The organism is Chloracidobacterium sp. (genome assembly GCA_016711345.1).
In the GTDB taxonomy this organism is placed as follows: Bacteria; Acidobacteriota; Blastocatellia; order Pyrinomonadales; family Pyrinomonadaceae; genus OLB17.
The window spans coordinates 3350001-3364753 of sequence record JADJTD010000001.1 but is presented as its reverse complement, the minus strand read 5'-3'; the positions used below and the strand labels follow the sequence as shown (position 1 = coordinate 3364753).

Sequence of the window (14753 nt, the reverse complement as noted above, 5' to 3'; positions counted from 1 at the left end):
ATATGTTTGAGAATTTTCCAAAAACGCGTTCGGTTCTGCCGCCTGAGTTTCAGGCGATCTACGCCGACCAATATAAAGAGAACCGCGACGGCGGTTCAAAAGCCAGCGGCATCGCACAAAAACTCGAAAGCTGGATGCACCGAAAGGTCGCTGCTGATGTGCAGTCAGGCGCTGAGAAATCAACGCTTGAGATCGGTGCAGGAACGCTTAATCAACTTCCCTACGAGCCAAATTCAAAGCCATACGATGTTATCGAGCCCTTTCACTCGCTCTTTGAATCGTCACCGCTCAAAATCCGCATCAGAAATGTATACGACGATATTTCTGAAATTCCGGCCGACACGAAATACGACCGCATCATTTCGATCGCTGCTTTCGAACACATCTGCAATCTCCCGGAAGTCATTGCACGCTCAGGGCTTTTGCTTACGGAAGGCGGAAACCTTCGCTGCGGAATTCCAAGCGAAGGCACGATAATGTGGAAACTCGGCTACACGCTTTCAACGGGCATGGAATTCAAACGCAAGTACGGCCTCGAATACGAAGTTCTGATGAAACACGAACATGTCAACACCGCCAAAGAGATAGAAGAAGTGCTGAATTACTTTTTTGCCGACGTCCAGAACAGCGTTTTCGGCGTGGCGAAGGCTATATCTTTTTACCAGTTCTACGCCTGCAAGGCTCCGAGGTTTGATCGTTGCTCTAGCTACCTCGCCGACATCGCTTAAAACTTACATTTATTTCTTTTGTTTATCGGGGCCGACCGGAATCATCGCGGCCTTGGAATCGGTGATGTCCAAGACAATGAGAGTTTTTGTATTATTTGCTGTGGAAAGACATAGGCCTGATGGTTTATTAAGTTTTATATTTCCGTCCAGATGATCGTCATCCATCATATTTCCGTTCGTATCAAACACGATCATATCTTTTGTCACGCCGCTCGTAACGTACAGCCGGTTTGCCTGCGTATCGAATTCGCAATCAGGATAAGAATCAATTCCCTGCTCCCAAACCTCGACGGGCCACTGTCGGACAAAATTACCGTCAAGATCGAAGACCTGAATTCGTTTATTTCCTGATTCAGTAACAAAAACAAGACCGGTACCAATGGCGATGCCCATAGGTTCGCCAAATTGGCCTTCGCCTTTGCCGGGCGATCCGAAAGAAGTGAACTCCTCCGTCGCGGGATCAAATTTAACTATGCGGCTTCTCCCCTGATCGACAATATAAAGTTTGCCATCAGGAGCTGTCGCCATGTCGCGTGGGCCGTAAAACTCTACTTCAGGTTTGCTCCATTCTTTTTGGAATTCACCATCCGAGCCAAACCTTAACAACTTATTGTTACTCGCATCCACAACATATATATTTCCATCATCATCGACAGCTATTCCATTTGGCGAATTTAATTCGCCGACGCCTTTACCAAAAACACCAAAGGACAAAAGAAACGCACCATCAGAGTCGAATTTCTGAACGCGGTGATTGCCCGTATCGGCGACATAAAAATTCCCACTGGAATCAACCGCCACACCTCGCGGTCTCGAAAACTCGCCGGGTTTGTTGCCGATTGATCCAACGATCTTCGCATTTGAAAGATCGCCTTCACTATTCGCAGGGCTTGTTTTGTATAATAGATAGACGCTTTTCTGTGAGATGACCTCACAGTTTGTGCAAGTCACATCACTGCTCAAAACCAAAACATCAGCCGGTATCGGTTCCTCTTCGGCCAAGTGATAGAAATTCGCCAGATCAATCCCCTGCATAGTCGCATACCAATATGCGTCAATATACGCAGGACCAGCCACACCGTCCTTTAAATAGATCGGCCTTGCTGGTTGAGCAAGGGCATCCGCCAAAATAATTGGATAGTCTGCATCATAAGCCACCCGGCGTTCGGGCCCGATCCGCCGAAATTCCTTATGAAACGAAACTGCCTGGCCTACCGTTAAGGCCATGAGCACAACGAATACAAAAGTTCCTAACAGTTTAGCCTTCGGCCAACGCCAAAATGCAATCGAGTGTTTCTCTTCTGCGGATTTATCATCAACATCGCCCAACAACCAAGACATTGCCGGAATTGTAAATAACATAAAGAAAACCGGAAATGCCAGCAATCTAAGCGTATGATGGCGGTGTACAGTGATTGCACCGGGCACTATTGAAACAAACAGTCCAAAGATAACAAAAAGCCACCACCGATCGCGGCGAAACTTAAATACGATCAAAATTATCCCAACAACCGCTAAGACAAACGTTGCAACATAAATTTCACCTTCTCCCGTAATATGGTGCCGTTGGAGAGGATCACCTGCAGTCAACAAGAATCGCGGACTCAAGTCAGAAAAATAGCTGGTCACAAATGTCCATGCGATTGTTGACCATGTTCGATCAGGAAGGATGTAAGTCACTTCCTTGAATCTCTTTGAAATTACCGCCTCGTTGGTAAAGTTGAGGACTATTAACGGAATCAGTGTAAAGAAGTAGATAGCCCAAGTCTTTAGTATTCCGCCTATGAGAGCTCTATTTACTGCAAACAACAACATTCCAAGAGCAAACGCGGGAGCAAGTAACCTGCCGGAGGTGTAGGAATAAGTGATAAGGGCGAGCGAGACCGCAATTAAAACGCTGTGCGAAGAACTCCATTTTGCGGACTTGTACGCGTTGTGGAGAAAGAGCAGAAACAAGACAACCGCAAAAACAAACACAAAGTTATCCAAAACAAGTCTGCTAATCTCAAAAAACCACGGCGTCGCCATTGCGGTTAGAGAAACGATAACACCTATTAGCCGACGTTCAGATATTTTAGTAGCCAGCAGCCCTAGTAAAATCATTGCGATGAACACGACCGTCGCCGCAAGTATCCGGGCTGACAAAATACTTGGCGAAACAAAAAGGAACATCGCAGCCAGCAGGTACACGTCTGTCGGATGAGCATAGCCGATAGAATTTCCCGAGTAACACTGAATAAATAGTGGGAAACTATCTCCATTTTCAGCGGTGCCCGTTGTCGCGATCAAATATCCGTTGTAGGCAATGCAGGACTCATCAACGTAGAAACCTGGTGGATTCGTTGATATGCCGGAAAGAAAGATGGGGTAAATTAAAAGGGTGCCGGCGATGATAATCCATCGCCCATGTTTGCCTGAGATACCGGTCGACAACTTTTTTAATAACGACAGTTTGGTATCCTCACTTACCCTTTTTAGGGCTTTCCAGAGCAATTTTAGAAACTTTTGAACTACCGGTATTCAGTACAAATAACCAATTCTTTTTGTTAACCTCAGCTACCGTGATCGAGGTAGGGGTTTCCAGTTTGTCATCACCATCAGGTTTAAATCCTACTAGCGGATTTCCTTCGAGATCGAAGGCAAGTATCTCGTTCGTCTTGCTGCTGGAAACATAGACGGTCTTAGTGTTCTCATCAAAAGCAACATCCGGATATTCATCGGCAGCTCGCGTTAAGACAGCAACCGGCCATTGGTGTATTACCTTGCCCAAAGAGTCGAAGATCTGCACACGACCATTACCCAAATCCGCTACAAAAACCATATCGTCCGCGACGGCGATTCCCGTTACGCCAGAAAGTTGGGACGGCTCAGAACCAGCGCTTCCCCAGATCTTGGAATAGGTTTGTTTTTCCAAATCGAACGCAACTATTCGTGAGCGCCCTTGATCGTCAATATAAGCTTGTTTGTTCGAACCTATTGCAATATCACGCGGACCATAAAACCCTGTATCAGGCCCCTCAAAAACCTTATCAAAAGTTCCATCCGCCTTGAACTTGACCATTTTCTGGGTACCCACATCAACGACATAAATATTGCCGTCTTCATCTGCCGCAACTCCATTGGGAGACTTTAGCACCATTTCGGGTGGGCCTGTTGCTCCGAACTCGATCACAAATCGGCCATCGGCATCAAATTTTTGAATGCGGGAGTTACCAGTATCGGCAACGTAAATATTACCTTTCGAATCAACGGCAAGTCCTTTTGGAGAGGAAAATTGCCCAGAGGTACTTCCGACACCGCCTACAAATACAGACGGTGCACGCGACGGACTTGCGGGTACCGGTGCCCCAAACTGCGACATGTCAGGCCTTTGATTTCGGAAAAGCAAAAAGCCTCCGTCCTGATAGATCACCTGACACTCAGTACATGTGCTTTTGGAGGTCAGGACCAGTGCACCCTCTGGAGGATTCTGACGATCGAGAAGATGTACAAAATCCGCGCGGTCTACACCTTTCGTCGCGCCAAACCACAGTCCGAGCATATATACGGGCTCGCCGGAATCATGAAGATAGATCGGCCTGTCTCCTTCAGCAAGAGCTTTGTCCAAAACCCTTTCATAGGCTTCGTGAAAAACGGTCTTGCGGCTAGGATCGATACCATTTTTTCTAAAAACGATCTGAAATTGGACCGTTTGAACTGCTGTAAACAGCAGCAGAATGCCAAGCATTCCAAATCTGATATAACGCTCGGTTGAAGAAGACCAAAATGAAGCTCGCTTACTCTCTACCGAATCAGATATATCAGCTTTTTCATTATAAATTCCCATTAGCCATGAGATCGCGGGAACTGTTAGCAGCAAGAAAAAGATCGGAAACGCAAGGGCACGCATCGAATGATGTCGTTCAAAGGTGATGGCTCCAGGCAGCATCGACGCAAATGCTCCATACAAAATAAAACGCCACCAGGTACTTGAGCGATGTCGTATCAGAACAATTATTACGCCGAGAATACCAAGTGCAAATGTCCCTACCAGCAATTCACCCATGCCAGCGTTTGGAACGTGATGACGAAGAAGTTCGTCACCTTTAATAATAAAGAAAACTGGGCTAAAATCCTGGATAAGAGCTACAAGAACAGTACCTATATTTTCAAAAAGCGATGCGCTTTTTGAGAGATTTGTGGCCCTCAAAAATCTGCCGGATATGATGAGTGGGTCTTTGAGATACACCATGATCATTGGAATCATAGTGATCGAATAAATCACCCAAACCTTAAAAACATCTAGCAGCTTTCGAAGATTGACTGCAAATATCAATAGTCCAAATACGAAAAGCGGACCAATGACTCGTCCGGTTGCGTAACTGTATGTAATAAGCGTCGCTAGCAGCGATATCGAGAGTACATCAGTGAATTTCCATCGCTCCTTTTTGTGGGCGTTGTAAAGGGAAAATAAAAATAGCACGATGGCCAGAATGAGAACAAACGTCTCCATAACAAGCCTGCTGAATTCAAACAGCCATGGTGTCGCCATAGCCGAAAGAGCAACAATGATACCAATCGACGTTCGACCTGATATCCTCGCGGCCAGAAGTCCCAATAGAAGTATCGCAATAAACACCAATGTCGCAGCAAAAACGCGGGCACTAATAACACTTGGTGAAATAAACGCATATAAAATGGCTAAGGCATAAGGCTGACTTGCACTCATATATTGCGACCAACCCTGTGTGTAGCAATGTATGTAAAGTGGAAACTTAGTACCGTCTTCCTGCTCACCGGTCGTGCCGATCAAATAACCGTTGTAGGCGATGCAAGCCTCATCTATGTAGAAACCCGGAGGATTTGTCGAAAGGCCATAGATCCAAAGGCAGTAAAGCAATACTATCCCCGCTAAGATAATCAGCCCGTTGCGCGAAAAGGCCGCGCCAATTTTATCTACGAACGACATTGTTGGAATCCCTATCTACTTATTTCGTTGTTTTCGATGCTTCCTTATTTGCTTTTGGTACTTCTGTTGTTTTTAGAGCTTCCAATTCAAAGCGGGAAACCCTGTTACTGTTTGTATTGAGAACAAGCAACCATCTTTTCTTATTCGCTTCAAAGACAGCCAATGACGTTGGATTATCCATTTTCTCGTCGCCCTGCGAATTAAAACCACTCATGGGGTTTCCATTTTCGTCAAAAGCCAGAACTTCATTGGTTTTTCCGCTCGAAACGTAAACCGTCCGTGTCTGCTCGTCGAACACAACATCCGGAAACTCACTTGACGTTCGTTCCCATGTCGGAATCGCCCACTGCCTGAGAAATTGGCCTTCCAGATCGAAGACCTGAATTCTTCCATTTCCCAGATCCGCGACAAATACCAAGTTGTCACCGACAGCAATTCCGGTTGGATCCTTAAATTCGCCGTCACCAGTACCCGCAGTTCCCCACGTACGAGAAAATGTCTCTGCAGAAGGGGAAAACCTCGCAACGCGCGTCCGCCCCTGATCAATGATATAAACCTGCTTGTTCTGCCCAACGGCAACATCACGCGGACCATAAAAACCGGTATCCGGCCCCATGAACTCCTTTGCAAAAGTTCCATCAGGATTGTATTTCAGCAGTTTATGGTTACCCGCATCTGTTACATAGATATTTCCTTCGTCATCGGTCGCAACACCGTTCGGCTCCTTGATTTTGCCTTCGCGTTCGCCCGGATCGCCAAAAACTGCTACAAATTTTCCATCCACGTCGAATTTTTGTATACGATTATTGCCCGCATCCGCTACATAAAAACTGCCTTTGTCATCTGCGGTTATCCCGCGCGGCTTTTGGAACTTCCCTGGTGAATTCCCCTCTCCGCCGCGAAACGCAGGAACGGCTTCGCTCGGGTTGATCGGAGCTCGCGGCTCTTCAGGCGGTAATTGAATTTCCGGCTTGGGATCACCTAGTTCATCAGGAACCTTGTAAATGACCATTTTGGCATACTTATTGTCTTTGTCTTCAAAAACGACGTCGAAATATGCCTCAAAAATGGCCTCGTTGATTTTTTTGATGCTTTCGTTATTTTTCCGCAGATTGTTGTCGATCGCGACATAATTTATGCCGTTTTCCTTAAGCAAATCGAAAACTTCCTGAGGATTTGTGGACTCCAGCATTCTGACATAGACCTTATCGCGTTTCGCCGTGTCGTAACCTGCTCCCCATGCGTAATATGGATGTCCGTAAAACAGTTTACGTCCCGCATTGAGGATTCCGTGACTTGTGTATCTGGCGGAAAGGAAAACTGAGTTCGGTGGCGTATTTTCAGCAACCCAATTTACAAGAGGATCTTTTCCATAGACGACTTCGCCCCAATCCGTAGTATGGAAAGGATACAGGTCAAGAGCTCCGCTAAGCGTAACCAAAACCGTCAGAATTGCAGCGGCAATCTTGCTCAAGATCGTCGTTTTCAATATCCTGAGATTCCAAAGCCACCAAAGTCCTGCTCCAACATAAAGGTTTGCGACAACAACCCACACATTAAGGAATTTGTGATTTGTCAGTGCCTCGAGGCTAAACTGGAAGCAGAAAGTAAGAATGATCAAACTTGAAATAGCCAGGAAGAGCCTTCGCTGGAATGACGTGCCGATAATCAATGCAATCGCAATCAGCAACCATTTGAATCCAAAGGTCCAACCGAGATACTCGAGCACTTGTAAAATGGTCGCTTGTTTGCCGAGCGAATAACCCCAACTTACCAGAGAATAACCTGGATCCGGCATTCCTCCGGTCTTTAGAAATATTACCTGCGGCAACGCAAAGATAGCGGTCGCAATACCGAGTGCGACCAACTGCCTTCGTTGCGGGAACAGAACGAATAACACCGCAAGGACAGCAAAAGCCGAAACAAAAATAGCCCCATTCCACATGGGCATCAATCCCAGCAAAACACCCACAAACACGAACGACATTATGCCGTCCGTTCCCTCGCTGAACCATTCGCCCCAGGTTTTTCGCGGCTTAACAGGTTCGCTCGGTGTTTCGTAAATTGGTTCAGATTCAAACTTTGGTTCTGCACGCGAAGCATCGCCAACAAATGATTCCGAGTTCTCAAACTGTTCGGCTTCGGAGCTTATGCTATCGGCCTCGATCTCAAGCGGATCGGTTTTAGTCGAAAAATTTTCACGATCTGTAGGCTCATGCTCGACAGATGCATCACTGTCAGGTTCCTTCTCGCTCTCGCCCAATTCAAGCAAGTCCGAGCCCGATGAAAAATCCTCCGCCTGCATCGGATCGGCAAAAACAGGCCTTTCCTCGGCCTCGCTTTCAAATGTAGAGACAGGCTCACTTCCGGCCATTTCATTCGACCAAGTATTTTGCTCTTCTAATGCAGCAGCTTGGGCCGCAGCTCGATCTAAAGATGCTTGAATCTCGGCAGCCCTGATCGCTTCAGCTCTTTCCTGCTCGGCGCGAAGCCCTGCGGCACGAGCTTCGGCCTCAAGTGCCCTGATCTCGGCAGCCTTTGCCTCGGCAGTCTTATATCGAATGATCAAAAACGTAAGAGCCAATAGGAATATGCCTATGGAACTTGCGAGGTGGCGTTGGTTGGCGTAATTGACCAGCGACCAGACGCCCCAAGTTTCACCGCGATATTGATAGCCTGACGGTATAAAATCGGGGCTTACGGCCACCTTAGCTATGATGGCGGACAGATCCCAACCCAGTGAATCGAAGAATGTATAGAACGAAAGCGTGCCGTGAAAGAAGAAAAGTGCCGCTGCTATTCGTCCGACCACTCGTGAGCCGAAGACCAGTGCTCCGAGCGTCATTACAAGGATCAGCATTGAGCCCATCGACAGGATCGCAAGGATGTTATTGGCAAATGCAGGGCTAAAACCTAGGTATTCAAGGTTGCCGGCCTGAAAATAGAATAGGAAATGGTAACGCATCTTATCGCCCGTAAAGTGCGTAAATTCGGTCGGAAAATTGTGTCCGCGGGCGAAGGACTGCATTATCGAAACGGTTGAACCAAAGTCGCTCGACTGATGGATACCGATCAGCATGTTGCCGTCCTTCATACCAAAAGTGGACAGCATCAGGTAACTTGCCAGCAAAAAGCAAAGGCCGAAAGCTATCCAATCCCATTTCCTGAATTCTGTCTCTGAGCGATCGTTATGTGTGAGTAGAATATTGTTGGGCGGACGAGTTCGGAGCCAATAGATAAGGGCTGTTGACATTACGAAAAACAGAAGGTTGCCCCATGTAAGCGGAGACGAGGTCCAGTAAAAAAGCAAGCCGCAAAAATACGTCCACCAAGTGCTTATAAGCACTCCGGTCAAAAATGCCGCAGCAAGACGATGCGGGATCGACACGAACGTAAAAAACCGCCGGCATATCGAATCGCCGAGGATAAATACCAGAACCAGATAGAGTAAAGCAAACATTCTAAGATGTTGGACAGAGTAAGAAGTGCAGTCGTGTAAGAACTACCCTCGTCTCGTCGTCTCCTGTATTCGAACTATAGATTTAGCAGCAAGGCAATGCAAAACCAGATTTTAGCAGGTTTTTGGGTGATTCTGCAAAAAAGTTGACCGAATTGGTAGTGGCTCACTTTGAAAATTCAGTTAAATTTCCCCTGTGTCCTTTGTGAGGGTTACTTTGTGACCTTTGTGTTTATAAATGATTTCTAAACACAGAGTCCACAGAGCAGGAACACAAAGGTCACAAAAGATTTTCAAACTAAACCACTACGATCAATTACCCGTCCGCTCCATGATTTGCGATATTTTTGAGAGATATTTACGGAACGACGATGGAAAAGAGGATGATAATGCTGAATGTAATTGACGAGGATGTGGATAGAAGACGAGAACCGCCGCCTCGCGTTACAAAAGCCGTGATGCCAAGCTAAATATATGATCTGCAAAGGTTTATCGTCAAAGCGACGAAAAAGCGCCATCTTGCGCCCCAAAAAAGCCATCGGAGACCCTCAAAAAGCCATCGGAGACACCCCAAAAAGCCATCGGAAAAATCTTATATTGAAGGCAATTTCGGCTTTAAAAACGTCGTTTTTTGCATTTTCCACTAGTCGCCCACCAGACAGCTCCGCCGATTTCGCTGCCTCGCCCGCAAAACAGCCGCCTCGACAACCACCGCCAGCCACGAAATGTGTTTGCTGCAATTCGTGCTTTTTAGGGAAAAAGAGCCGTACGGTCATTTACCGTTTGCTATAACCATCGGAGAAGGTAAGGTATAATTTTCCACGTCGAACAATTCCTGATCCCGAACAATGGCATTAAGCTGGAACGAAATTAAGACACGTGCGGTCGAGTTTTCCAAAGAGTGGGAGAACGATTTTAACGAACACGCCGAAGCGAAATCTTTTATGGACGCTTTTTTCGATGTGTTCGGCATCTCGCGCCGCCGAGTCGGAACTTTTGAACACAACGTCAAAAAGGAAGACGGACGACAAGGCTTTATTGATTTTTTGTGGAAAGGAAACATCCTTATCGAGTTCAAATCTCGCGGCAAGGACCTCGAAAAGGCCCACGGCCAGGCGAGGGATTATTTTCCAGGGTTAAAAGACGGCGAGCTGCCAAAGCTGATATTGATCTGCGATTTTGAACGCTTTCGGCTTTACGATCTCGAAGAAGGAACAAACGTCGAATTCAATCTCTCGGAGCTTGTAAACAACGTCCATCATTTTGCCTACCTGCTCGGTTACCAGAAAAGGATCTACAAGGAACAGGACCCGGCGAATATCAAAGCGGCGGAGCTGATGGGAAAGCTCCACGACCGGCTCGAAGAGATCGGTTACGCCGGACACTCGCTTGAGGTCTATCTTGTCAGGTTATTGTTTTGTCTCTTTGCCGAAGACACGACGATCTTTAACAAGCAGCAGTTTCAGGAATTTATCGAGCAGCGAACGGGCGAGGATGGCAGCGATCTTGCCGGAAGGCTGCAGGAACTCTTTCAGGTTCTCAATACGCCAAAAGAAACGCGTTTCACAAATCTCGACGAACAGCTTGCGGATTTTCCGTACGTAAACGGAAAGTTGTTTGAAGAGACGTTGCCGACTGCGAGCTTTGACGCGAAGATGCGTGCGGCGTTGCTCGATTGCTGCTATCTCGACTGGAGCCGTATATCGCCTGCGATCTTTGGATCGATGTTCCAGAGCGTGATGGACCCGAAGGAGAGACGCAATCTCGGTGCTCATTACACCAGCGAGACAAACATCTTAAAGCTCATCAGGCCGCTATTTCTCGACGACCTGTGGAAGGAATTTGAAAGCGTAAAAGACAGCAAGAACAAACTGCAGGAATTTCACCGACGGTTGAGCACGTTGAAATTTCTCGATCCGGCGTGCGGCTGCGGCAATTTTTTGGTCATTACTTACCGCGAACTGCGGCTGCTTGAGATCGAGATATTGCGGATGCTGAAAAAGTCGGGTGAGCAATTTCTGAATGTGGGCGATATTATCTGGCTCGATGTCGATATGATGTACGGCATCGAATTTGAAGAGTTCCCGGCCCGCATCGCCGAGGTCGCAATGTGGCTGATCGACCACCAAATGAACATGCAGATCAGCAACGAATTTGGCCAGTATTATGTCCGTCTGCCGCTAAAAAAATCTGCACACATTGTTCACGGCAATGCGTTGAGATTAGATTGGGCGGAAGTCATAGGCGGAAACGCGACCGTTAGGGAGCGTGCAGGTGGCGACGCAGGCACGCTCGTTCACACTCGCGTTTCCGCCCGTAATTCCGTGTCGCTGAAGGCGACGAATGTAATAGCGTCGGGTGAAACCCGACGAACGGGTTCCGAGCAGATTTCCGTCCCTGAAGGGGACGAACTGGCGGCGGATGGTTCGACCCCTTCAGGGTCGGAATTGGTCACCAACGATAACGTCGGGTTTCACCCGACGCTATTACCTCAGTCCCTTTCAGGGACAAGAGATTTTGATGAACTCTATATCCTGGGCAATCCGCCGTTTGTTGGGAAAGACAAGCGAACCGTCGAGCAAACGGCAGATATGGAGTATTGTTGTTCGGACGTGACGAATTTCAAGACTCTTGATTATGTCTGCGCTTGGTATATAAAAGCGATCAAGTTTATCGAAAACACCCAAATCAAGGTCGCTTTTGTTTCGACCAACTCGATAACGCAAGGGGAACAGGTTAGCATCCTTTGGAGTTATATGTTGAGCAAAGGTGCAAAGATACATTTTGCACATCGAACGTTTCAATGGAGCAATGAGGGTAAAGGGAATGCTGGAGTTTACTGTGTAATAATTGGATTTGGCTTAGGTGAGCCAAGAAAAAGAACGATCTTTGAGTATGAGACGCCTCGCTCCGGAGCATATGTGGTTGAAGCCAATAACATTAATCCGTATTTGATCGACGCCGCAAATATTGTCGTCGTCTCACGCTCTACCCCACTTTCCAGCGTCCCTGAATTAGTCAACGGTAGCAAAGCCGTCGACGGAGGTAATCTATTTCTGAATAGTCGTCAGGAACTAGAAGAGTTTCTTGCTAAAGATCCATCGGCTGCACAGTTTGTTCGTATAATCTATGGCTCTGAAGAATTTATTAATGGTATAGATCGTTGGTGTATTTGGCTTGCCGATACTTCACCAAATGAGTGGCGTAAAATTCCTGCGATAGTCGAACGAGTTCAGGCCGTAAGAGATTTTCGGCTCAAGAGCAAGAAAGCGGACACCGTAAGGATAGCTTCAACTCCGTATTTATTTGGTCAGAACAGACAACCCAATTCTGATTTTTTATTGATTCCTCTCGTTTCATCCGAACATCGTCGGTACGTTCCAATTGGATTTTTCCCTAAAGAAGTTTGCGTTAACAATCTTGTTTCCGTTGTTCCAGATGCAACTCTCTATCACTTTGGAGTTTTAACTTCGGCAATGCACATGGCTTGGATGCGTCATGTTTGTGGCCGTTTAGAAAGTCGCTATCGTTACTCAAACTCTCTCGTTTACAACAATTTCCCGTGGCCGGAAAACCCGACCGAAAAACAGATCAACGCGATTGAAACTGCCGCCCAGAGAGTTTTGGATGCGCGTGCCGAGTTTCCAAAGAGTTCGCTCGCCGATCTGTACGATCCGCTGACGATGCCGCCTGCACTTGTTAAGGCGCATAACGAACTCGACAAGGCCGTCGATCTCGCCTATCGCCCGCAACCATTTACAAGCGAAGCGAACCGCATGGTGTTCCTCTTCGAACTCTACGAAAAATACACCGCCGGGCTTTTTACAAAAACCAGCAACAAAAAGCCACGGAGCAGTCGCAAATAACAACAGATATTTAGCCACAGAGAGCACAGAGATCACTGAGAGCTTTTCGCGGCGGTCTCTGTGTTCTCTGCGGCAATTTAAAGCAGGTGTTTAAAGCATGCAAGCATTTAAAGCGTTTGCTTGTTTAAAGCACTTTTAAAGCGCTCCTTATGCGATTTAAAGCAGGTGCTTTAGACGAGCCGCGGAGCATACAGGGTGGTCAGTTGTTTTAGATCAATTTAAGATTGGCGATTTTTTTGAAATGCCGGCGGTTGTAAGTAACTAATTCGAGATCAAGGGATAGACATGTAGCGGCAATCAGTGCGTCTGCGAGTCGAAGGCCGTCACGGTCACTGTGAATTTCTATGAGTTCGATCGCTTTATCAGAAATTTTCGCGTCGAGACGAATGTGTTCGAAGGTGTTGAGAAAGGCTTTTGCGTCTGCAATCTGTCTCTTATTAGCACCCTGCAAAAATTCGATATATGTGATTGAGTTGATGCAATTGGTGGTCTCTGCCGGTTGCGACGCTTGAACTCCTGGATGTCGCCAATTCACCACAAGCACAGTCGTATCAAGCAGTATGCGCTTCATATCTCAAACTTGCGGTCATTATACTCGCGAATTCGCTCGGCAATTTCTAGTGACTTTCTTATTTCCGGGTCATTTGATTTTTCGATCTTATCAACCCATGCTCGTAATTCTTTTATAACTGGGTCGTCGTCCCATTTCTTTGCGCTTGTCTTTTTAAGGCTGTTCGGTTTTTTCAGAGCCTCGACGAGTTTGCGGCGTTCGGTGACGGGCAGGGCTTTTGCCTGTTTCAGAACTGTTTCAAATGTTGCGGACATAACGATACCTCAAACACATTGTAACATGGGGATGAGCCGCAAATAGAAAAGCCCACTCATATTGAGCGGGCTTTTCTTTAATTAAATCCGGCGACTTCCTACTTTCCCACACCTGAAAGATGCAGTATCATCGGCTCCAGTAGGCTTAACTTCCGTGTTCGGGATGGGAACGGGTGTGACCCTACCGACAGAATCACCGGAAAACTTGTGATCTCAAATCTGCGATTTCAAATTTGAGATCTGATATTTTCAAGAGAGCCCTTACTCACGTGCGGGCTGCTGACACTTGATACCTGATAACTGAATACATTGCAAGTCCACTACTTTTTACTTTCTATCGTCTTGCGTTGCTTTAACATTAAATTTGCTTGTCAACAAATTTTATGGTCAAGCCTTGGGACATTTAGTACTAGTCGACTAAATACATTACTGCACTTACATCTCTAGCCTATCAACGTGGTGGTCTTCCACGAGTCTCACTGGCAATACTAATCTTAGGTCTGGCTTCACGCTTAGATGCATTCAGCGTTTATCCATGCTTGACATAGCTACCGAGCGATACGGCTGGTGCCATAACTCGTACACTAGAGGTCAATCCAACCCGGTCCTCTCGTACTAAGGTCAGATTCCTTCAATATTGCTACGCCCACACCAGATAGGGACCGAACTGTCTCGCGACGTTCTGAACCCAGCTCACGTACCATTTTAATCGGCGAACAGCCGAACCCTTGGGACCTTCTTCAGCCCCAGGATATGATGAGCCGACATCGAGGTGCCAAACCCTGCCGTCGATGTGAACTCTTGGGCAGGATCAGCCTGTTATCCCCGGCGTACCTTTTATCCGTTGAGCGACGGCACTTCCATAAGCGACCGCCGGATCACTAACTCCTACTTTCGTACCTGCTCGACGTGTATGTCTCGCAGTTAAG

General features: G+C 46.9%; 6 protein-coding genes, 2 rRNA genes and 1 pseudogene (1 of these 9 only partly in view). 2 read left to right on the top strand and 7 right to left on the bottom strand.

Annotated elements, in window-relative coordinates; all coding sequences use genetic code 11:
* The first annotated feature begins 2 nt into the window (after positions 1-2).
* Positions 3-728 carry a class I SAM-dependent methyltransferase gene (locus tag IPL32_14070; protein MBK8466945.1) on the top strand — a complete coding sequence of 242 codons (726 nt, stop codon included), beginning with the start codon at positions 3-5 and terminating at the stop codon, positions 726-728.
* Between the two features lie 9 nt (positions 729-737).
* Here IPL32_14070 and IPL32_14065 read toward each other — a convergent pair whose 3' ends face one another.
* From IPL32_14065 to IPL32_14055, 3 genes are read right to left on the bottom strand one after another with little or no spacing between them, the layout of a single operon-like run.
* Positions 738-3161 carry a 6-bladed beta-propeller gene (locus tag IPL32_14065; protein ID MBK8466944.1) on the bottom strand — a complete coding sequence of 808 codons (2424 nt, stop codon included), beginning with the start codon at positions 3159-3161 and terminating at the stop codon, positions 738-740.
* A 28-nt stretch (positions 3162-3189) separates the two neighbouring features.
* The gene (locus IPL32_14060; protein ID MBK8466943.1) at positions 3190-5676 is read right to left on the bottom strand and encodes an NHL repeat-containing protein; all 2487 of its coding nucleotides are present in this window, start codon (positions 5674-5676) and stop codon (positions 3190-3192) included.
* Positions 5677-5695: 19 nt separating this feature from the next.
* Positions 5696-9136 (bottom strand): SMP-30/gluconolactonase/LRE family protein, encoded by a 3441-nt coding sequence (locus IPL32_14055; GenBank protein MBK8466942.1) that lies wholly within the window; start codon positions 9134-9136, stop codon positions 5696-5698.
* 845 nt (positions 9137-9981) lie between these two features.
* On the opposite strand from IPL32_14055, the pseudogene IPL32_14050 reads away from it, so the two are divergent.
* Positions 9982-11376 (top strand): annotated as a pseudogene (locus IPL32_14050) (class I SAM-dependent DNA methyltransferase).
* Between the two features lie 1831 nt (positions 11377-13207).
* On the opposite strand, the gene IPL32_14045 reads toward IPL32_14050, so the two are convergent.
* The 4 genes from IPL32_14045 to IPL32_14030 form a co-directional block, all read right to left on the bottom strand.
* On the bottom strand, positions 13208-13570 hold the full coding sequence (locus IPL32_14045) for a PIN domain-containing protein (GenBank protein ID MBK8466941.1): 363 nt from the start codon (positions 13568-13570) through the stop codon (positions 13208-13210).
* Positions 13567-13824 (bottom strand): hypothetical protein, encoded by a 258-nt coding sequence (locus IPL32_14040; protein ID MBK8466940.1) that lies wholly within the window; start codon positions 13822-13824, stop codon positions 13567-13569. Before IPL32_14040 ends, IPL32_14045 begins: the two co-directional genes overlap by 4 nt.
* Before the next feature lie 85 nt (positions 13825-13909).
* Positions 13910-14025 (bottom strand): 5S ribosomal RNA (gene rrf / locus IPL32_14035).
* Positions 14026-14207: 182 nt separating this feature from the next.
* A 23S ribosomal RNA gene (locus IPL32_14030) occupies positions 14208-14753 on the bottom strand (it continues 2342 nt past the right edge of the window).

Excerpts from the sequence above, each read along its gene's own strand:
- IPL32_14070 (MBK8466945.1), top strand. The coding sequence starts at position 3 with ATGTTTGAGAATTTTCCAAAAACGCGTTCGGTTCTGCCGCCTGAGTTT.
- IPL32_14060 (MBK8466943.1), bottom strand. The coding sequence starts at position 5,676 with ATGTCGTTCGTAGATAAAATTGGCGCGGCCTTTTCGCGCAACGGGCTG.
- IPL32_14055 (MBK8466942.1), bottom strand. The coding sequence starts at position 9,136 with ATGTTTGCTTTACTCTATCTGGTTCTGGTATTTATCCTCGGCGATTCG.
- IPL32_14045 (MBK8466941.1), bottom strand. The coding sequence starts at position 13,570 with ATGAAGCGCATACTGCTTGATACGACTGTGCTTGTGGTGAATTGGCGA.
- IPL32_14040 (MBK8466940.1), bottom strand. The coding sequence starts at position 13,824 with ATGTCCGCAACATTTGAAACAGTTCTGAAACAGGCAAAAGCCCTGCCC.